The organism is Armatimonadota bacterium, assembly GCA_020354555.1.
Lineage (GTDB): Bacteria > Armatimonadota > Hebobacteria.
The window spans coordinates 600,749-619,749 of sequence record CP070648.1; the positions used below are offsets into that span (position 1 = coordinate 600,749).

The 19,001-nt window shown below is 66.6% G+C and carries 19 protein-coding genes and 1 tRNA gene; 8 read left to right on the forward strand and 12 right to left on the reverse strand.

What is annotated here, in order from left to right; translation table 11 throughout:
* Nucleotides 1-284 precede the first annotated feature (284 nt).
* From secG to JSV65_02495, 7 genes are all read left to right on the forward strand, one after another.
* Nucleotides 285-542 (forward strand): preprotein translocase subunit SecG, encoded by a 258-nt coding sequence (gene secG, locus JSV65_02465; protein UCH35235.1) that lies wholly within the window; start codon nucleotides 285-287, stop codon nucleotides 540-542.
* Between the two features lie 58 nt (nucleotides 543-600).
* Nucleotides 601-687 (forward strand) — tRNA-Leu (locus tag JSV65_02470).
* Nucleotides 688-958: 271 nt separating this feature from the next.
* On the forward strand, nucleotides 959-1,285 hold the full coding sequence (gene rpsF / locus JSV65_02475) for a 30S ribosomal protein S6 (GenBank protein UCH35236.1): 327 nt from the start codon (nucleotides 959-961) through the stop codon (nucleotides 1,283-1,285).
* Nucleotides 1,275-1,694, forward strand: a complete 420-nt coding sequence (ssb, locus tag JSV65_02480) for a single-stranded DNA-binding protein (GenBank protein ID UCH35237.1) — start codon at nucleotides 1,275-1,277, stop codon at nucleotides 1,692-1,694. The genes rpsF and ssb overlap by 11 nt, the downstream gene beginning before the upstream one ends.
* Before the next feature lie 207 nt (nucleotides 1,695-1,901).
* Nucleotides 1,902-2,156 carry a 30S ribosomal protein S18 gene (locus tag JSV65_02485; GenBank protein ID UCH35238.1) on the forward strand — a complete coding sequence of 85 codons (255 nt, stop codon included), beginning with the start codon at nucleotides 1,902-1,904 and terminating at the stop codon, nucleotides 2,154-2,156.
* Nucleotides 2,157-2,309: 153 nt separating this feature from the next.
* Nucleotides 2,310-3,410 (forward strand): bifunctional phosphoglucose/phosphomannose isomerase, encoded by a 1,101-nt coding sequence (locus JSV65_02490; GenBank protein ID UCH35239.1) that lies wholly within the window; start codon nucleotides 2,310-2,312, stop codon nucleotides 3,408-3,410.
* 53 nt (nucleotides 3,411-3,463) lie between these two features.
* Nucleotides 3,464-5,620 carry a hypothetical protein gene (locus tag JSV65_02495; GenBank protein ID UCH35240.1) on the forward strand — a complete coding sequence of 719 codons (2,157 nt, stop codon included), beginning with the start codon at nucleotides 3,464-3,466 and terminating at the stop codon, nucleotides 5,618-5,620.
* Nucleotides 5,621-5,685: 65 nt separating this feature from the next.
* Here JSV65_02495 and JSV65_02500 read toward each other — a convergent pair whose 3' ends face one another.
* Nucleotides 5,686-6,690, reverse strand: coding sequence for a hypothetical protein (locus JSV65_02500; protein UCH35241.1), 1,005 nt, complete (start codon nucleotides 6,688-6,690; stop codon nucleotides 5,686-5,688).
* 255 nt (nucleotides 6,691-6,945) lie between these two features.
* On the opposite strand from JSV65_02500, the gene JSV65_02505 reads away from it, so the two are divergent.
* Nucleotides 6,946-7,176: a hypothetical protein gene (locus JSV65_02505; GenBank protein ID UCH35242.1), complete on the forward strand. Its 231-nt coding sequence runs from the start codon at nucleotides 6,946-6,948 to the stop codon at nucleotides 7,174-7,176.
* Nucleotides 7,177-7,482: 306 nt separating this feature from the next.
* Here JSV65_02505 and JSV65_02510 read toward each other — a convergent pair whose 3' ends face one another.
* From JSV65_02510 to JSV65_02560, 11 genes are all read right to left on the reverse strand, one after another.
* On the reverse strand, nucleotides 7,483-7,872 hold the full coding sequence (locus JSV65_02510; GenBank protein ID UCH35243.1) for a response regulator: 390 nt from the start codon (nucleotides 7,870-7,872) through the stop codon (nucleotides 7,483-7,485).
* A gap of 216 nt (nucleotides 7,873-8,088) precedes the next feature.
* Entirely contained in the window at nucleotides 8,089-8,889 is an 801-nt protein-coding gene (locus tag JSV65_02515) for a 4-hydroxy-tetrahydrodipicolinate reductase (GenBank protein UCH35244.1), read from the reverse strand.
* A gap of 304 nt (nucleotides 8,890-9,193) precedes the next feature.
* Nucleotides 9,194-10,435, reverse strand: coding sequence for an insulinase family protein (locus JSV65_02520; GenBank protein ID UCH35245.1), 1,242 nt, complete (start codon nucleotides 10,433-10,435; stop codon nucleotides 9,194-9,196).
* A 140-nt stretch (nucleotides 10,436-10,575) separates the two neighbouring features.
* Complete coding sequence (locus JSV65_02525) at nucleotides 10,576-12,726, reverse strand: polyribonucleotide nucleotidyltransferase (GenBank protein UCH35246.1); 2,151 nt, start codon at nucleotides 12,724-12,726, stop codon at nucleotides 10,576-10,578.
* Between the two features lie 11 nt (nucleotides 12,727-12,737).
* On the reverse strand, nucleotides 12,738-13,025 hold the full coding sequence (gene rpsO, locus JSV65_02530; protein ID UCH35247.1) for a 30S ribosomal protein S15: 288 nt from the start codon (nucleotides 13,023-13,025) through the stop codon (nucleotides 12,738-12,740).
* A gap of 336 nt (nucleotides 13,026-13,361) precedes the next feature.
* A complete protein-coding gene (locus tag JSV65_02535; protein UCH35248.1) occupies nucleotides 13,362-14,411 on the reverse strand; it encodes an aldo/keto reductase in 1,050 nt (349 codons plus the stop codon).
* 160 nt (nucleotides 14,412-14,571) lie between these two features.
* Entirely contained in the window at nucleotides 14,572-15,603 is a 1,032-nt protein-coding gene (locus JSV65_02540; protein ID UCH35249.1) for a Gfo/Idh/MocA family oxidoreductase, read from the reverse strand.
* 48 nt (nucleotides 15,604-15,651) lie between these two features.
* A complete protein-coding gene (locus JSV65_02545; protein ID UCH35250.1) occupies nucleotides 15,652-16,446 on the reverse strand; it encodes an amidohydrolase in 795 nt (264 codons plus the stop codon).
* Nucleotides 16,446-17,183, reverse strand: a complete 738-nt coding sequence (locus JSV65_02550; protein UCH35251.1) for an amidohydrolase family protein — start codon at nucleotides 17,181-17,183, stop codon at nucleotides 16,446-16,448. The genes JSV65_02545 and JSV65_02550 overlap by 1 nt, the downstream gene beginning before the upstream one ends.
* Before the next feature lie 110 nt (nucleotides 17,184-17,293).
* Nucleotides 17,294-18,088 (reverse strand): M55 family metallopeptidase, encoded by a 795-nt coding sequence (locus JSV65_02555; protein UCH35252.1) that lies wholly within the window; start codon nucleotides 18,086-18,088, stop codon nucleotides 17,294-17,296.
* 264 nt (nucleotides 18,089-18,352) lie between these two features.
* Nucleotides 18,353-19,001: dihydrodipicolinate synthase family protein (locus tag JSV65_02560; GenBank protein UCH35253.1), on the reverse strand; the 649-nt coding region annotated here is incomplete at its 5' end.

A 19,001-nucleotide genomic window follows, 5' to 3' on the forward strand; every position in this document is an offset into this window, starting at 1 on the left:
GTATCGCTCATCGAGCCATTCCGCGTTCTCGCGCGTGCGTGGGTGCACTCCTAGCTTGGCCTTTCCGGCGGCGGAAATGGGGCTAGAATATCCATTTCCCCCTCGGCCCTTCTTCGCCCTGCGGCCGTGCTCGAAGAGGGTATCCGCGCCCCCCGAGGCGGCCGGCAGTTGGGCTTGTTCCCGCCGGGGCCACTCGCATCGGCCTGGCGCGCGCGCCTCAACACCGTCCTTGCCACCTCCCGCGCCTTTGTGGTAAGATGTTCGCGCGAGGGAGAATTGGGACGATGGGAACGGCACTACAGGTTCTTCAGATGATAGCCGCAGTCGCCATCATCACCGCGATCCTGCTCCAGACCACCAAGAGCGAGCAATCCAGCGGTAGCAGCGGCATGGGCTGGGGCGTAATCGGCGGCAAGAGCACCTCCAGCATCCGCACCCGCTGGGGCGTCGAGGAGCACCTCAACCGCATCACCATGTGGGTGGCGATTGCCTTCCTGGCGCTCTCCCTACTGGCTTCCGTTTGGAGCATGCACGGCTGGTAGGACGCGCCGGCGGGCTACTAGGACACCTCGCATCACTCGCATCCCAGAGCAATACCGTGCGGCCGTGGCGGAATGGCAGACGCGCTAGGTTGAGGGCCTAGTGGGGGAGTACCCCGTGCTGGTTCAAATCCAGTCGGCCGCACCACAGGCCCGCGAGCGGCTCGGCAGACGCTGTCCGGGCCGCTTCGACGTTGCGGGCGGGCGGGCAGTCCCGTGCCGGGGGTTGTCCGAGCAGTGCCGTGGGTGCTATAATACCGTCAACCGGGACTGCTCGTACTACGCCTAAGAAGCGTGTGTCCCACGCGCGATGCGTGCGCGCTCACTGTGCAGGAGACGATTGCCGGGCGAGGCTTCCTCGCGATCCTTTCCTGCCCCGTCACGGGGCTGCACAGACCATAGGAAGGGGGTAAGCCGCTTTGCGTGCTTACGAGTTGATCTACATTCTCGACCCCGCTCTCAACGAAGAAGAGCTGAACGAAGCCGTCCAGCGCTTCACCCAAGTCGCGAAAGACCAGGGCGCCGAAGTTGACGAGCCCGAGCGATGGCCGAAACGGCGGCTCGCCTACCGCATCAAGGGGAAGGGCGAAGGATGCTACGTCGTCACGAAGATGCGTGCGGAGCCGCCGATGATGGCGGAGTTGGCGCGAGTTCTCAAGCTGGCCGAACCGGTGCTGCGGCACATGGTCGTGGCCCCGGATGAGAAGGAGCGGCCGGCGCAAGGAGCGGCGGAGAGTGTTCAATAAGGTCATCCTCGTCGGACGGCTGTGTAACGACCCCGAGCTCAGGTACACCCCAAGCGGCATCGCAGTGGCCAATTTCAGGCTCGCCGTTGACCGGCAGTTCACCAATGCGCAGGGTGAGCGCGAGACCGACTTCATTGACATCGTCGCATGGCGCCAGGATGCCGAGTTCTCGGCCAATTACTTGGGCAAGGGACGGCTTGTCCTGATTGACGGCAGAATGCAGGTCCGCAATTGGACGACCCAGGACGGGCAGCGTCGGCGCAGCGTCGAGGTTGTCGCCGACCGCGTGCGCGGGCTCGATCGGCCGCGCGAAGGGCAGGCCGAGGCTGCCGAGGGCGACACCCACGAGACCGAGGCGGCGCTTCCGGACGCCGCCGAAGGGCTACCCGATCCGTTCGCGGATCAGTAGCCGAGCGGAGTTGGGCGGTTCTTCGATTTGCGCGAATTGGTGTTTCCAGCGACGGCATGCATAGCTGTGGAGTTTCGGGGATGGACCGCGCGGCGTACAGCGCCGCTCCGTGTACGCATCACCCGAGATTCCTGCGGACCGGGGTTGCCGAGCAGGTTCGCCCGGCTTGGCTTCCGCCGCTAACACAAGACCCCATTGGGAGGACTCATGAGCGACTCATATAGGTCCGGTAGATCGGGAGGCAGGCCGCGCCGGCCGCGCCGCCGCGTCTGCCAGTTCTGCGTGGACAAGATAGAGCACATTGACTACAAGAACATAGACATCCTGCGCAGGTTCATTTCAGAGCGCGGCAAGATAATGCCGCGGCGCGGCAGCGGCACCTGCGCGCATCACCAACGCGCTGTCGCCCGCGCCATCAAGCGCGCACGCGAGATCGCGCTCGTACCGTTCGTTTCGGAGTAAACCGCCGCGCGGGGCGTCGTCCGGGCGCAACAGAAGTCGGCCTGCCGGTGTACCTCCACGTCGGCCGGCTTTGCCGCACTGATGCGCTGCAGGCGCATCTTGGCGCGGCGCGCCGCATGGCAGTGCCATCTGCGAAAAAAGAGGCCGAAGTTCATGCCCGATAACCCTTTGGAGTGCGATACGCCGACGGCATCCCTCGACGATCCGGCGATCTACGGAGCCCTCGATTCCCATGACATGTTGGCAACGGTCGAGGACTTCCCGGATCAATGCCGCACCGGCCTCGCGCTCGGGGATGAACTGAACCTGCCCGACGCTTACCGCACCGAGTACAGCGCAATCGTCGGCCTCGGCATGGGCGGCTCCGCGATTGGAAGCGATCTCCTCGCTGACATCTACGCCGAGGAGATTGGCGTGCCGGCACTGACCGTCAGGGACTACGCGCTCCCTGCCTGGGTCGGCAAGGGCACGCTCGTCTTCGCCATTTCCCACTCCGGCGATACCGAGGAGACGCTCCACGCCTTCGAAGCGGCGCGGCAACGAGGGGCGAAGGTTATCGCGATCACCAAGGGCGGTGAACTCGCACGGATCTGCGCGGCCCATGGCGTGCCTCACGTGATCGTCCCGGGCGGACGTCCGCCGCGTGCCTCGACGGGATACCTGCTCATGCCCGCGGTCGCCATTCTCGAGCGCCTCCGTCTCATCGGCGATCAAACCGCAGCGCGCCGCGAGTGCATCGAGATCCTCGACGCGCAGGCGGCGGAGTACGGTCGGCACGCGCCCGCCGACGCCAACCGCGCGAAGCAACTCGCCGATCTGCTCCATGGCAGGCTGCCGGTCATCTACGCTGCGACGCCGGCGCTGGGAAGCGCGGCTTATCGCTGGCGCACGCAGTGCAACGAGAATGCAAAAGTGCTCGCTCTGTCCAACGAGCTGCCGGAGCTGGATCACAACGAGATCGTCGGCTGGGAACTCGGACGCGGGCTGGCCGGTGATCTGCGCGTCGTCGTGCTTATGGATCCAGGCATCTCCGACCGCATGCGGATGCGCGTCGAGATCACGTGCGAAATACTCGCCCCCGACGTTGACGTCCATTTCGAGACGGCGCGCGGCCAGTCCGCCCTCGCGCGCGTCCTCAGTGCCGTCAACCTCGGCGATTTCGTCAGCGTGTACCTCGCCTTTCTCAACGGCGTGGATCCCCACGGCATCCGGGCCATAGACGAACTCAAAGAGCGGTTGGCGGCCAAAGACTAGCAGCGGACATTTGCGTGCCCGCCGGCGCCGCAGCCCGCCTTATGGGAGATAGCATGACAGAGGAGCTGCGCCGGAGCTTCGTCAATCCCCCGACCGATTTCCGCCCGCTGCAAATCATCCACGGCTTCGATTCCCTCGGTCAAGATGCGGACCGCATCGGCAGCGGGCTCGACGCTTTGGCCGCTGTGGGCTGCGGCGGCGTCGTCGCGAACGTCGCCTGGCCGGGTTATCTGCGCGACGAAGACCGGTGGCACACATTCCTCCTCGGCGCCGAGGCCGCGCGTCGTCGCGGCCTAGCGCTGTGGCTCTACGACGAAGAGGGCTATCCCAGCGGCGCCGCGGGCGACATCGTCCTCGATGGTCACCCCGAACTCGAGGCGCGAGGGCTCATAGGCGCCACCGCCGAAGTCGCGCCCGGCGAGACAGCGCGCGTCGCGTTGCCGGATGGCGCCGAGGCGTGGGTCTGCGCCGTCGCGCTGCTGCCGGCAGAGAAGGGCATCGCCGAGCGCGTTATCCTGAATGTCACCGGATCCGCGCCCATCGAGTGGCGAGCGCCCGATGCATCAACGCCGTGGGCGCTTTACTGCTTTGCCTCGCGCGTGATGTTCGAAGGAACGCACGCGACGACCAACGTCTTCGCCAAGCGCCGCTACGTCAACCTCCTCGACCCTCGCGTCGGCCGGCGCTTTGTGGAAGTGACCCACAAGGAGTACGCCCGTCGAATGAGCCCGGAGGCGCTTGCTCACGTGGCAGCTACCTTCACCGACGAGCCGTCGCTCATCGTGGCGTATCACGACACCGTGGAGTCGTGGCGGCCGGGGGCGCTGCCGTGGTGCTCGGAGCTGCCGCGCGAGTTCGCGGATCGCGCGGGCTACGCGCTCGAAGCGCGGCTGCCCGAACTGTTCCTCGACATCGGCGATGACTATGAGTCGGTGCGGGTCGCGTTCTACCGCGTGGTATCGGAACTGATCGCGGAGAACTTCTTCGCGCCGATTCAGGAGTGGTGCCGCGCCAACGGGATTGCGTCGAGCGGCCATCTGCTGTGCGAGGAGCGGCTGAGCTGGCACGTGTGGTTCGAGGGCGATTTGTTCCGCTGCCTGCGCCGCATGGATTGGCCGGGGATAGACGTGCTCAGCTCCGCTCCCGAAGATCTGCTCGCTGGGGATGGCTTCCTGACGCCGAAGTTCGTCAGCTCCGCCGCCCACATCTGCGACCGGCCGATCGTCATGAGCGAGACCTCGGACTTCGTTCAACGCATGGGCGGGGGTGCCGCGTCGCTCGCGCAGATGGCGGGCACCGCCGGGCTGCAGTACGCGCTCGGGGTCAACCTGATTACCTCGTACTACCCGTGGCGCAGTTACGGCCCAGACGATGCCGCGGACTGGCTGAAGGGCGCGCCGGCGCCGGGAAGCAACGCCTACCGCGCGTACTGCGATTATGTCGGGCGGTTGGGTGTGATGCTGCGCGGCGGGCGCCACGCGTGTCCGGTGGCCGTGTACTACCCGGTGCACGCGATGCAAGCCTTGTTTCGGCCCTCCACCCGCCCATACCATCAACCCGATGCCCACGGCGCCGAGGTCGCGGCGCTGGACGCATTGGTGCGCGACTTGGCACGCGGGCTGCTGCACAGGCAGTTGGATTTCGACTTCGTGGACGACGAGGCGCTCGCTGCGGCCGATATTCGCGATGGCTCGCTGCGCATCGCGGACGAGTCTTACCGCTTGCTTATCCTCCCGGGGGCACGGGTGATGGAACGCGACGCGCTGACGACGGCAGTGCGCTTTGCGCAAGCCGGCGGCGCCGTCGTGTGCGTGGGGACTCTTCCCGAGAAAGCGGCGCGGTGGCCGGACGCGGACGCGGCAGCGAAGTTGGGCGACGACCTGCGCGGCGCGGGCGTTGAGGCGTTATCGCTCGAGGATGCTCTTGCGCAAGCCGCGGACAGGGTAGGTGCGGAGGTGATGCTGGAGCCGCAGTCGCCGCAGGTGCTCGTGCTGCACCGGGTGCGGGATGACGGGCTGCATGTCTACTTCCTGACCAACACGTCGGGCGACGCGCTTGACCTGACCGCGCGCTTCGCGACGGTGACCGCCGGCGACGCATGGCTATACCGACCGCGCACCGGCGCAATCGAGCCCTGCATGCCGTCTGCGGCAGATGGGTTTGCTCTCACCCTCGATCCCTACGAGGGCGCCTTCATCGTCTCGGCCTGACGCCCTGCTCGCCGGCGGAGCACCGAATCGCCGGCCGCCGGGCGTTTTCCAGCGTCAAAGCGTCGTCAGACCTTGGCAACCGCTCCCTTTATCGTCAACTGGAGGTCCATCCCCATGGACATGGAGCCCTGGTCCGGCATATTCATCGTGCTCTGCATGCTCATCTGCTGGTTCAACTGAAAGTCGAACCGTATCATATAGCCGCGGGTCGCATCGAACTGCATGTTCCCGGCGAGCTGTTGATCCATGCTCATCGTCCCCGCCATATCGGGTATGCCCTGCATACCCGACTCCGGCATCGCCTGGCTCAGGTCGAGATTCTGCAGCCCGGTCACCGACTCGACTCGGATATTCGCGATCTGGCGATCGCCCGACCAGGTCTCGACGCCGTTGAGCGCCATCTTGACGGCGTAACTGACCGGCACGTTCATGCCGGGGATGTTCTCGGTTTTCGTGTCGCTCCAGATCTGCCCGACAGTGAGCGGCTCCTCCGGCAGCAGGAGCTGCTCCTTCATCATGTCTTCGAGGGACAGGCCCGGCATCATCGCCATCATCTCCGTCAGGCCGGGAATCACCAGGTCGAGCACCTCCCCGCGCGGGCCGATCTTGATCTCGATCGGCTCCTGGAGCAGCGGAATCTTCATCTCCCCGGGCACCATCGGGATCTTGCCTCCTTCGACGGGCTCTCCGTTCTGCGTCACCGTGTACTTGCCACCTTTGATGGCGATCGCGAACTGCTGCCCCATGAAATCCACGTCCATTGACAGGCTCTCGGCGGTCACGCGCAGGCGCGCCGCTCCCGCGTCGTCCACGCGCAGAACCTTCGCCACCGCTTCGCCCTGCAGTTTCATCTGCACTGGTATCTGACCCGGCATTGCCCCGGCTTCGGGAGGCATCGGCAGATCCATGCGCACCAGTCCCGTTGCGTCGGCAAAGAGGCGGTAGCGCATGACGTCGCCCGGCTGGAACTTGAACCTGAGGAGCACCGATTCGTCTTGCGCGTAAGCCGCCAGCGCCGCGGTCAGGGCAACCAGCGCTGCGAGCACGAGTACGGTCAGTCGCCTGTTCATTGTCACTTCCCTTCCGGGAGCACGCGCTCCCGTGCGGATTCGACCATCCTGGATGCTATTCCACAAATGTGTCGCCGCTCCTTCGCCGGCTCAGTCCTGACGCTACGGCGAGTCCTTCGCCTCGCGATGCCCCCCGGCGGCGCTCGGCGCGGCCTCAGTCACATCGCTCCCGGTGGGCGCTTCGGCATGCGTGCGAAAAGATTTTGCGCAGGACTATTGACAGCGCCTCCGTTGTGCGCTATAAGACGTATGCACATGAAGCTCGGACGATCCACGACGGGCTCCCGCCGGCGGTGCGGGCCGTTACCGTCGTGGATGATCGGGTGCTCGCGCGAGGCGGACGACAAGCCGGTTGGCCGGATGCGTTTCGCGTGTGAGAAATGCGAGTTCGCCAGTGAGGAGGTGAGCGCAATGGCTTGTGCGAAGAGCGGTGGCGCGAAGAAGTGCGCCAAGTCCGCCAAGAAGGCGGCCAAGAAGAAGAAGTAATCGAGCGGATGTCTTGAAGTGCGAGACCGGAGGCGCGCAAGGGCCTCCGGTCTCGTCGTTGTACCCCGGCCTGCATTGCCCATCGCCGCAGGTCGGCGATATCCTCTTCCCGTGCGCCGCACTCGCTGCTCGGGGGTTATTCATGACGCTTGCGCGCCCGCCGTGCCTGTGCGCCGCTGGCGGACGCGGATCAGCCCCCGGGAGGCGGGTAAGCCTCAGGCGCGACCGAAGCAGGCGTTTCACGAGAGATCAACCGGTGATGGGTAATCGGGGCTGTGGTGGATCGCGCCGCCGCAGCGGCCGCAATCACGCGGTCATCAGCCGCTGCACCGCGCCCAGGAACTGGTCCTGCGTGAAGGGCTTGGTGATGTAATCGTCGGCCCCCGCCAGCAGCCCCGCGCGGATCATGCGCTCGTCGCGGCGAGCGGTCACCATGAGGATCTTCGTCTGCCGCGTCTCGAGAGTGCGTTTGATGGTGTCGCACAGGCTGACGCCGTCCATGTCCGGCATCAGGACGTCGAGGAGCACGATGTCGGGCTGGTTGGCCTCGATGATACGCAGCGCCTGCTGTCCCCCGATTGCCTCGCTGATGTGGCACGGCTCGGCGAGCGATTGCAACATCGTGCGCATCAGCACGCGGCTGGCGCGATCGTCATCCACGATCAGGATCTTCTTCACCGCCCGCTCGTCTGACATCGCTTGCCTCGGTACCGTCGGGCGACTGCGAAACGGCCGGAATCCGCCGCGGAATGAGAATAGCACCTGCTCAAGCGGGTGTCAAGGGCGCTGCTCGCACGTCGGATCTCGCCCGTGCGGGATTGACCGCACCCCCGCCCCGGCGCGTCCCACAGACGCTTGCTCCGCGCCGGGTCGGGTGACCCGGGCGTCGGATTGCGCGCGATGACGCCCGCTCTAGAGTATCGCCTCCAGGCCGTAGGTCAGGCCTTCGAGCAAGAGGATCGTGCGGATCGCCAGCAGCACCCCCGGCACGAATGAGTCGCGGCTGATGGAATCGTGGCGGATCGTCAAGGTCTGACCCAGCCCGCCGAAGATGACCTCCTGGTGCGCCACCAACCCGGGCAGGCGTACCGAGTGAATGCGAATCGTCCCCGCGGATTGTCCGCGCGGATCACGCTCATCCCGCTTCTCCGGCTCGCCCGCGAGCATGCTCCCTTCGACGTGGCGCATCATCTCCGCCGTCTTCAACGCGGTGCCCGACGGCGCGTCGAGCTTCTGGTCGTGATGCAGCTCGATGATCTCCGCAGATGCCAAGTGCTTCGCCGCCTGCGCGGCGAATTGCATCATCAGCACCGCCCCGATCGCGAAGTTCGGCGCCACCAGCGCCGGCGTCTGATACTCCCGGCACAGCGCTCCGATGTCGGCGAGGTCGGTCGGCGCCAACCCCGTCGTGCCGACGACGCACGCCACCCGCTTCTTGAGGGCGATGCGCACGTTGTCCTTGACCGCCGCCGGGGTGGTGAAGTCAACCATCACCTGCGGCTTGGCGGAGTCAATCGCCGCCGCCAGATCGTCGCGTATCGCCACGCCCAGCGGCGCGACGCCGGCGATCGTGCCGGCGTCCTGCTCCACGCGCTTGCGATCCACTGCCGCGACGACGGAAAGGTCCGGCTCCCCGGCGATGCCGCGCACGATGTTGCGCCCGACCTTGCCGCAGGCGCCGGTGACGATGATCGTAATAGGCGTGGCCGACATGTCCTTCCTCCTGCCTCAGCGCGCTCGCGGTGAACGCCCGGGCCGTCCACCGTCACCCGCCCCGCCGAATCGAGACGGCCCGCCTCGGGCGGGTAAGCCTCTCGTTTCAAGGGCGAGGCGTTGTGGGCGCGACCGAAGGCAAACGGTCACACCCCAGTAGCGAATGGTCGAAGCCCTGGAGTGTCTCCTGTTACGAGCGAGGGGCCGAGGGTTCCTGCTGCGGCTGCGGGGTTTCGAGGCCCAGGTTGGCGTGGGAGTAGCGTCGAGGAGTAGCTGGCTTGCGCACGACCGGCGGGATCTGCCCTTATTCGCCGTGCGGGCCGACCGCTGCGAGGTGGAGAGGCCGCGCGCCCAGGACGCGCCGTGCTGCGTCGGTCGCTCGCCCGGTGGTTACGGCCTCAAATCTGGCGATGGCCTCCGCGACCGGGATGACGCGCCCGAAGTGTAGGATGCACGTGCCGATGCGCCGCATGCGGTACCCGGTGTTCTCGAGAGCCAGGGCCATCCCTCCCTTGATCTGCTCGCGCGCGCGGTCAAGTTCCGCTTGCGAAACCCCCTCCTCGCACGTGCGCTCCACTTGCTCGCGCACGAGGTCGCGCACCATCGGCCAGCGTTCCGGCGTCGCCCCGCCGGTGACGACGAGAAGCCCGGCGCAGCGATAGCTCGCGAGGTAGCTGCCGATGTTGTATACCAGGCCGCGCTTCTCGCGGATCTCCTGGAACAGGCGGCTGCTCATGCCGCCGCCGAGGACGCACTCCGCCAGCGCGAGGGCGTGCCAGTCGTCATCGGTCATCGCCAGGCCTTCGCAGCCGATGCAGAAGTGCACTTGCTCCGTAGGACGGGTCAGATAGACCTCGCCGGAGTTCGCCCGCGGCGAGGCATCGAGTGGGGGAGGGGAGCCGCCGCTGAGGGAGCCGAGATAGCGGCGCGCCAGCTCGAATGCGGCATCGGGCGCGAGGCTGCCCGCGACAACGAAAGTGATCCCGCCCGGCCCGTAGTTGTCGCGGAAGAACTGGACGACCGCGTCGCGCGCGAGCGCGCGCACTACCTCCTCGCGGCCGATGACCGACTGCCCCAGCGGATGGTCCGGCCAGATCGTTTCCGCAAACAGATCGTGCACGCGATCGTCGGGGGTGTCGTCGGCTTTCTTGATCTCCTCGATGAGGACTTGCTTCTCTCGCTGATACTCCGCGTCATCGAACAGGGACTCGCCGAGCATGTCGGCGATGATGTCCACGGCCAGCTCCGCGTGGTCGGTGACTACCTGCGCGTAAACGCAGGTGTACTCGTGCTCGGTGTAGGCGTTGAGCACGCCGCCGACTCCGTCTATGACGTGCGCGATCTGCTCCGCGCTGCGGCGCGCCGTGCCCTTGAACAACATGTGCTCGATGCAGTGGCTGAGGCCGTGCCGCGAGGCCCCCTCGTACGCGGCGCCGGTGCGGATGTACACGCCGAGCGCCGTCGAACGCACCCATGGGATGTGTTCCGCGACGACGCGCACGCCGTTGTCCAGCACGTGCTCCGCTATCCGCTCGTCACCCTGCATGCGCTTCTGCCAGTGGGATACCGGTACCGCCGGACAGATCCAAGCCGGGCGGACGGTGCTTGTCAGACCCGTTTCCGGAGGAGTCTCACCCGAGACTCCTCCGTGATCGGGAGCTGCTTCAAGGCGCGCCGGCCGGCGGGTCACCGCCGCCGACGGCGCCGATCGTCGCTCGGGCGACGCCGATCGTCACTCGGGCGGCGCTCTTCCGTCTCCTCGCCGCCGGGGAGCAGGCCTTTGCGCGTGAGCCGCACTTTGCCCTGCGGGTCAATGTCTATGACCTTGACCATCACCTCGTCGCCGACGTTGACGACGTCCTCGACGCGCTCCACACGCTCGCGGGCGAGCTGGGAAATGTGAATCAGCCCGTCGCGCCCCGGGAGCAGTTCGACGAACGCGCCGAAGTAGGTGACCCGGACCACCTTGCCGACGTAGGTTTCGCCGATGGTGATATCGCGCGTGAGGTCTTCGATGGTCTTGAGCGCGCCGTTGCCGCCGCCGGCGTCGGTGGCGGCGATGAACACGCGGCCGTCCTGCTCGATGTCAACCTTGACGCCGAAGTCGGCCTCGATCTTCTTGATGATCTTGCCGCCCGGCCCGATGATATCGCCGATCTTGTCGGGATGCACCTCGATGACGAAGATGCGCGGCGCGTGCGGCGCCAGCTCGGGCCGCGGCGCGGCGAGGGTCGTCGCCATGTGATCGAGAATCTGCAGCCGCGCGCGGCGTCCCTGCTCCATCGCGCCATGCAGCACGTCGCGTGACAGCCCGCCGCGCTTGACGTCCATCTGCACCGCCGTGACGCCGTCCCGCGTGCCGGCGATCTTGAAGTCCATGTCGCCGTTGAAGTCCTCGACGCCCTGAATGTCCGTCAGCAGGACGTAGCGGCTGTCGTCGCTGACCATGCCGATGGAGATCCCGGCGACCGGCGCAACGATGGGCACTCCCGCGTCCATCAGACCAAGCGTCGTGGCGCACGCGCTGGCCATGGAGCTTGACCCGTTGCTTTCCAGCACCTCGGAAACCACGCGGATGGTATACGGGAACTCGTCCTCCGGCGGCAGCACGGCTCCGATCGCCCGCTCGACCAGGTTGCCGTGCCCGACGTCGCGCCGGCTCGGCCCGCGCAGCGGCCGGGTCTCGCCGACGCTGTACGGCGGGAAGTTGTAGTGATGCATGAAACGCTTGGTGCGCTCCTCGGGCAGGGCGTCCACGATCTGCTCTTCGCCGGTGCCGCCGAGCGTGACGATGGACAGCACCTGCGTCTGCCCGCGGGTGAACAGTCCTGAGCCGTGCGCGCGCGGGAGCAGCCCGACGTGCGACTCCAGCGGCCGCAGCTCGTCCGGGCGGCGCCCGTCCGGCCGCCGGCCCTCGTCGAGGATCAGCCGCCGCAGCTCCTGCTTGATCACCTGGTCGACCTGCTCGGCGATCTCGCTGTAACGCTCCGGGAACTGCTCCAGGACGCCCCCGATGACCGCCATCGAGGCGTCCTGCATCGCCCGCTCGCGGCCCTTCTTGTCCGGCGACTGCACCGCGTCGCGAAGCTGGGCGGCGTACGGGGCAAGTGCCTGCACGATGTCGCCGTTATCCGGCACCGGTATCTCGCGCTTTGGCGGGCTGTCCATCTGCGCGCGCAGGCGCTCCTGCGCCTCGATGATCTCGAGCGTCGCGTCACGCCCGCGCTCGATGGCGGCGGCGATGACGTCCTCCGGGACTTGCTGCGCCGCGCCCTCGACCATGATGACGCCCTCGCGCGTGCCCGCGATCACCAGTTCGAGATCGCTCATGTCGCGCTGCTCGTAGGTCGGGTTGAGCAGCAACTCGCCGTCCACGCGCGCGACGCGCACCGAGCCAACCGGGCCGTCGAATGGAATGTCCGAGATGGTGAGCGCCGCCGACGCCCCGACCATGCCCAGGATGTCCGGGATGTTGTCGAGATCGGCGGACAGCACGGTGACGATGACCTGCACTTCATTGCGCACGTGCTTGGGGAACAGCGGTCGCAGAGGGCGGTCAATGCGGCGGGCGGTGACGATCGCCTGCTCGCTCGGGCGGCCTTCGCGCTTGATGAAGCGGCTGCCGGGGATGCGGCCCGCGGCGTAGAGTTTCTCTTCGTAATCGCAGGTCAGCGGGAAGAAGCTGATGCCTTCGCGGGGTTGTTCGGATGCTGCAACAGTAGCGAGGACGATGCTGTCGCCCTGACGCACGACGACTGCGCCGTTCGCTTGCCGGGCGAGGCTGCCGGCCTCAAGCGACAGTTCCCTGCCGCCGGGCGCGGCGTTCACGATAGCCATTATGTCGGCTCCTATGAGCGCGAGCCGACGGTATCCCGTAATCCGAGCTTGCCGATCAGCGAGCGGTAGCGCTCGACGTCACGGTTGCGAAGATAGGTGAGGAGACGCCGTCGCCGACCGATCAAGGAAAACAGTCCGCGGCGCGAATGGTGATCCTTGCGGTTATCGCGCAGATGGTCGGTGAGCTGGTTGATGCGCTCGGTCAGCAGCGCCACTTGCACTTCAGCCGACCCCGTGTCCGAATCGTGCTGTCGGTGCTCGGACAGGATCTGCGACTTGCGTTGCGTCGGTATCGGCATCTCCTGCTCTCTACCTCCTGTGCCTCGGATTGACTGGATAGCTCGTCAACACGCGCTTTCCTTAGTCAAAGGCGCCGAGCATCCAGCATCTTCGCACAGGCGGCCAGTAATCAGATGTCAGAAGTCAAGGGTCGCTTGCACCGACACCCCTTGACTTCTGACTACTGGTACTGGCCGGCCACCGCAGCTTGAAAGCCCGGCGCCCTTGCAAACGAATAGTAACACATATCGCGCCGCGTGTAAATACACATCGGCGCGTTATCGCGACACTCGGTCCGCACACTCGCTCCGCCCGTCGCCGCCGCCGAGCCGATTGTCCTCGCATACGGTCCCGGATTACTCGCTCAGCAGCTTGTGCGCCTCCCGCAGGCGCTCTGGGATGTCGAGGTCGAAGGGACAGCGCTCCACGCACTCCAGGCACTCCGCGCACGCCGCTGCGGTGACCGCCAGGCGCCCGTAGTGCGCGCGGCTGCTGTCGCGTAGGGCGACGTCGGTGTGGAAGCGGCGCACGCGGTCTGCCGTTTGCAGGATGTCGCCGATGTCTATCTCCGACGAGCACGGCAGGCAGTAGCCGCAGCCGCGGCAGTAGTCCTCACCCAGGCTCTCCGCCGCGGCAACCAGGCGGTCCCATTCTTCGGTCGAGAGCGGCCGGGCCTGTTCGCCGGCCTGCCACGCGGCCTCCGCTTCGTGAACGCTCCCGACGCCGACGACAATGGCAGAGGCGGCCGGATGACTGAGACAGAAGCTGAAGGCGTCGCGGATGCTGGGCAACTCGCGCTCGCCGGGCTCGACCAACGCGCCGCCCGCCAACGGTTTCATGACGAGCACGCCGATGCCTTGCGCGCCGCAGAAGTCGAGAACGTGCTCGTGCGCGCGGTTGGCGATGTTGTACGGCAGCATGGCCACGGAGAACTCCCCGGTGCGCAGCGCATCCATGGCGAACGATGGCACATGGGACGTCATGCCGATATGGCCGATCAGCCCGGCGTCCCGCGCTCTCTTCACCGCAGGCAGCGCGAGGGTCAGGCAGCGCGTGAGGTTGTCCTCGTTATCCAGATTCTTAATCATGAAGATGTCAGCGCGCGGCGCGCCGAGCGCGGCGAGGCTGTCGCGGATGAAGCCCTCGGCATCTCGCTCGGATTCAACTTTCCACGGCCCCAGCTTGGTCGCCAGAATGAGGCCGTCACGCCGCCCGCCAAGGCCGAGCCCGATGCGCCGCTCGCTGTCGCCGTAGGTACGCGAGGTGTCGAACAGACGGTATCCCAGTTCGACGCAGCGGCGCACGGTAGCGACGCCTTGCTCCTCGCCGACGCGGTTCACCGGAATGCCGCCGAAGGCAATCGCGGGCGTTGACAGGCCGGTGCGACCAATGATGCGTGTGTCCAACAAACAACCTCCAGATCTACGCGCCTGCGTCAACGGCGGGGCGGGGCTGTCGCATGGGGACAGTTCCTGTCCTGCCTGGCCGGCGTTCTGTGCTTCAGCTTCGGCGAGCGCAGTGCGCATCCGCCCGGAACAGGTGACTGCGTCCCCTCGCCGAGTCCGCTCAGGACTTCGGATACGGCAGCTTGACCTTCTTGCCGTCCTTCGCCGCGGACTCGTCGAGGGCCAGGCATATCTCGTGGGTTTTCACTGCGTCATCGAGGTTGACGTGCGATTCCACGTCATTGATGATGCAGTCCACGAAGTGGTCTATCTCGCCCTCGAAGGGGTGGTGCGTGACATCGCCGCTGTCGGGCAGGATGGTGGGGATGGTCGCCATATCCGTCTGCCCCTTCATCAGGCTCAACGAGTATAGCTCGTTGTTGCGGATCGAGCCCTCCTTGCCCAGCAGGTCGATGTTGAACTTGTAGGGCAGGCGCGCCTCGACGCTCGAGCAGAGCTTCCCGATGACCCCGTTCTCGAACTTGACGATGCCGACGACCGTCGGCGAGTACTCATAGCCGAACGCGTGCGGCGTCGCGCCCTGGAAGGCGCAGACCTCCGCCACCTCCGCGCCGACGAAGTAGCGCATGGCGTCAACCGCGTGGCAGCCGCCGGAGAGGAATGAACTCCCGCCCATCTTCTTCTTGCTCACCCACTTGAACTGGGCGTACCACGGTCCGATGCCGTGCCAGTAGTCCAGCTCGGCGTAGAAGAGGTCGCCGATGGCGCGCTGAGCAAGCAGGGACTTGATGACGTCGAACAGCGGATTCCAGCGCAGGACGAAGCTCACCACCGTCTTGACCCGCGCCTTCTTCACCGCTTTCTGCATCGCGCGCAGGTCCTTGAGGTTGAGCGCGACGGGCTTCTCGATCACGACGTGCTTGCCCGCCTGCGCCGCCGCAATCGTTTCCTGGGCGTGCAGGTGATTCGGTGTGCAGATGGAGAGGCAGTCCACTGCGGGATCGGCAAGCAGCCTGTCGTAATCAGTGTAGATCTTGCAGTCCAGGCCGAGTTCGTCCGCGCGCGCGCGGGCGCTCTTCTCGGTCCTGCTGGAAATCGCCACCACCCGGCAGTGCGGGTTCTTCATGTACGCGCGGAGGTGCTCCGTGCTCACCCACCCCGCGCCGTGTACCGCACAACCGAACTGCTTCATGTCACCGTACCTCCGTTGCTCAGGTTTGCGATCGGACCCGGCGGCGCTTCACCCCAGCCGCCCCTCCAGCCTGAGAAGCGCCAGCGCGTTCTCCCCCAGGATGCGCAGCTTGTCCGCCTCCGATATCTTCGCGAACGCGACGCGCCCGACCTGCGGCCGCGGGTCAATAAACGGCAGATCCGTGCCGAACAGGATCCGCTCCGCGCCGACCTTGTCCACGGCCTGCTCCAGCGCCCCGTAGATCAGCGGCGAGCCGCAGATGTCGAGGTACACGTTCGGCCGGCGCAGAGCCAGCGCGGTGGCGGCGTCCAGCATGTCCTGAGAGCTTATCGCGTGCGCGATGAGGAGCTTGGCATTCGGGTAGTTGCGCGCCGGCTCCTCGAAGTTCGCCGCGCCGTCGTGTGACAGCACCGGCAGCCCGCGCTCGTTGGCGAATTCCCAGGCAGGCGCATACCGCTCCCCGTCCGTGCGATAGCTGTGCATGCTCGCGTGGAACTTGATGCCGACGAAGTGCCCGGTCGCCCAGCACCGCTCCAGTTCGGCGCGCATCTCCTCTGCCGAGTAGTTCGGGTTGACCACGATGTAGCCGAAGATGCGCCCGGGGAAGGATTCCGCGCCGCGCGCTACCTCGTCATTGCCGAGCACGAAGTCCGGCCCGATGCCCGCGTGGCCGGAGGCGACGCAGGCCTTGACCCCCATGCGGTCCATCGTGCGGATCATCCCGGCTGCCGTGCCGTCGGGAACGTGAAACGCGAACCACTGCCCCATGTGCGCGTGCGCGTCAATGACAGGACTGTCGTCGAGTGCGTCACCTGCGCGAACTCGCTCCAGCAATGTCGCCATCACGCTTCCCCCAGCAGCCGCCGCAGGTTGCCGCCCGCGACGAGCGCCTTGTCCGCGTCGGACAGCTCGGAGTACATGATGTTCGCGATCGGGCCTCCCGGCGTGTAATGCGGCAGGGCGGAGCCGAACAGCATGCGTTCGGCTCCGTAGCGGCGGGCGCAGTCCGCCAGCGCGTCATGCGCCACGAAGATGCCGATCTCGATGTGCAGGTTCGGGTGGCGTTCGAGCAGCGGGTACAGCGAGCGATGCACGCGGTAATTCGGCCGCAGCAGGACAAACGGCAGATCGGGGTGTGCGGCGCAGACGGAGTTCACGGCATCCCAATTCGTCTCATCGTGATCCACGAACACCGGTATCCGTCGCCGTTCCAGCGCCGTCAGCAACTCCCCGCTGCACCATTCGGCGAGGCTGTAACCATGGGCCTGGGGGAACACGCGCGCCGCGCGCACGCCCTGCTCCGCCATGCGCTCGCACAGTTCTTCCGCCGGCGGCATTTCGTCGGTGTGGTGCGGCATGACGACCCAGCAGGGAACGAACCGTTTGCCGTCCGCCAGGTCGTCGGCGAGCGCCGCGTTGCCGGTCGCCGGGTCCAGTTCCTTGCCGAGCGCGTGGAACACCAGCGCGCGCGCGATGCCGCAGCGCTCGAGTTCGGCTTCCAGGTCATCCGCGCTGTGGAACTGGCCGGGCAGCGGCTGCCCGAAGCGCCCGACCATGCAGTTGCAGTCCCAGAAATCCATCTCACCATCCCCAGGGCAGGAGCGTCAGTCGCCGGCGGCGGCCCGCCCGCTGCCCGAATCGTCCCCGGGCGAGATTCCCCGCTCGCTTGGCTCGCTCGGCATGACGGCGGTCACGCCAGGTTGTCGAATGCCTCGCGGGCGGTATTGCCGGTGACGGCGATCGTCCGCGAATCCAGGCGGCGCTTGCCCGCGCACTTGTGGCCGTCCGCCATGTACACGTGCTTGAAGCGCACCGCGATCTCCACCGGCTTGCCGATGTCCAGCGGCGTGACCTTGCCGACCTTGCCCATCGCCGCGTGAGCGCCTTCGCGAATCATCTCGCGCACCACCGCCGCCGGCTTCATGATCGCGCAGTGGCGCGACAGCCCAACCTTGGTCACCACCAACTCCACTTCGGGGCCGAGCACCTCCCGCGCTTCATCACACACCGCCTGGTCGCCCGTCACGAGTACGCACGGCACGCCCATCTCGCCCGCGATCGCCGCGCAGAAACTCATCTCGCTCATCGGGCGCCCGTTTGCGCGCATTTCCTCCCACGCCGCGGACGACTGCGTGTGCTCCAGCACCCCGTGCATCGTCCCCGCCATGGGGTGCATGCCGAGTTGGAACATCGCGTCGAAGCTGTCATCGAGTTCGCTGAGATACGAATCCGTCGGCGATCCCATCATGTACAGCGCGCCGTCGTGCAGGTCGTCGAAGATCAAGTTGTAGCCCCCGTTGGCGCCGTGCCCGTCGCGCACGAGTATCTCGGTCGCGCCGCCCTCGATCGCCCCCTGCACCGCCGCGTTGACCTCCTGCGTCAGCAGGTGCCGCGCCTCCTGGTACAGCGCGCCGCCCGCCTCCACGTGCTGGGTCAAGCACACGCCGCCCACACCTTCGAGATCCGTCAGGATGTAGATCTTCATGTCACTCCCTTCGCGACGGAGGATTCAATCCACAGATCACACAGGCTTGCCCGCCACAGGCGGATGACGCAGATCGGAGCGGGCGCAGGCGGCTCTAGCATGGATGCTTCGACGGGGCCGGGATTCCACGCTTCGCGCTTCGCGCGGCGCTCTGAATGACACGTTCGGTGGCGGGTCCTCCTCTACAATAGCTCTGTGCAACCGCCCCTCGGTCGGCGCTCGTTCTAGCCGCAGCGCCGCATTTCCAGCGCTCTCGGTGCGAGGTCAGAGCTTCCCCAGCTCCGCGAGCACGCGCACCAACATTTCGCGTTCGGCATCCGAGGCCGGTGTCTGCGGCAGGCGCGGCGGCCCGATGGGCTGCCACGTCAGGCTCACCGCCTCGCGCACGAGCGGAATCGGGTTGATCCGCCCCTCGCCCAACAGCGCCTTGAAGAAGGGATACAGCTTGAGGTGTATCTCCGTCGCCTTCGCCACCTCGCCGGCGAGAAAGGCGTCAATCGCCTCGCGCATCATGTCGCCCACGACGTGCGACCCGCCGCTGACGACGCCGACCCCGCCCTGCGTCAGGACCTGCAGCGCCATCGTGTCGTCGCCGCAGTACACCTCGAACCCGTCCGGCGTGCCGAGGACGAAATCCGAGGTCTGGAGCGGGTTGATGCCCGCCTCTTCCTTGATCGCGACGACGTTCGGGATCTTCGCCAGAACCGCGACCGTCTCCGGCGCGATGTTGGCGCCCGCGAAGAGCGGGATGTTGTACAGCATCACCGGCAGATCGGCGGCGGCGGCTACTTGCTCGAAGTGCAGGCGCAGTCCCTCCTGCGTCGGGCGCGAGTAATACGGCGCGACGACCATCACCGCATCGTAGCCGGCGCTGGCGGCGGCCTTGGTCAGCGCGACGGCGTGCTTGGTGCAG

Coding starts and splice junctions, on each gene's coding strand:
- secG (UCH35235.1), top strand. CDS start 285: ATGGGAACGGCACTACAGGTTCTTCAGATGATAGCCGCAGTCGCCATC.
- JSV65_02485 (UCH35238.1), top strand. CDS start 1,902: ATGAGCGACTCATATAGGTCCGGTAGATCGGGAGGCAGGCCGCGCCGG.
- JSV65_02490 (UCH35239.1), top strand. CDS start 2,310: ATGCCCGATAACCCTTTGGAGTGCGATACGCCGACGGCATCCCTCGAC.
- JSV65_02495 (UCH35240.1), top strand. CDS start 3,464: ATGACAGAGGAGCTGCGCCGGAGCTTCGTCAATCCCCCGACCGATTTC.
- JSV65_02500 (UCH35241.1), bottom strand. CDS start 6,690: ATGAACAGGCGACTGACCGTACTCGTGCTCGCAGCGCTGGTTGCCCTG.
- JSV65_02505 (UCH35242.1), top strand. CDS start 6,946: ATGAAGCTCGGACGATCCACGACGGGCTCCCGCCGGCGGTGCGGGCCG.
- JSV65_02510 (UCH35243.1), bottom strand. CDS start 7,872: ATGTCAGACGAGCGGGCGGTGAAGAAGATCCTGATCGTGGATGACGAT.
- JSV65_02515 (UCH35244.1), bottom strand. CDS start 8,889: ATGTCGGCCACGCCTATTACGATCATCGTCACCGGCGCCTGCGGCAAG.
- JSV65_02520 (UCH35245.1), bottom strand. CDS start 10,435: ATGCAGGGTGACGAGCGGATAGCGGAGCACGTGCTGGACAACGGCGTG.
- JSV65_02525 (UCH35246.1), bottom strand. CDS start 12,726: ATGGCTATCGTGAACGCCGCGCCCGGCGGCAGGGAACTGTCGCTTGAG.
- rpsO (UCH35247.1), bottom strand. CDS start 13,025: ATGCCGATACCGACGCAACGCAAGTCGCAGATCCTGTCCGAGCACCGA.
- JSV65_02540 (UCH35249.1), bottom strand. CDS start 15,603: ATGAAGCAGTTCGGTTGTGCGGTACACGGCGCGGGGTGGGTGAGCACG.
- JSV65_02545 (UCH35250.1), bottom strand. CDS start 16,446: ATGGCGACATTGCTGGAGCGAGTTCGCGCAGGTGACGCACTCGACGAC.
- JSV65_02550 (UCH35251.1), bottom strand. CDS start 17,183: ATGGATTTCTGGGACTGCAACTGCATGGTCGGGCGCTTCGGGCAGCCG.
- JSV65_02555 (UCH35252.1), bottom strand. CDS start 18,088: ATGAAGATCTACATCCTGACGGATCTCGAAGGTGTGGGCGGCGTGTGC.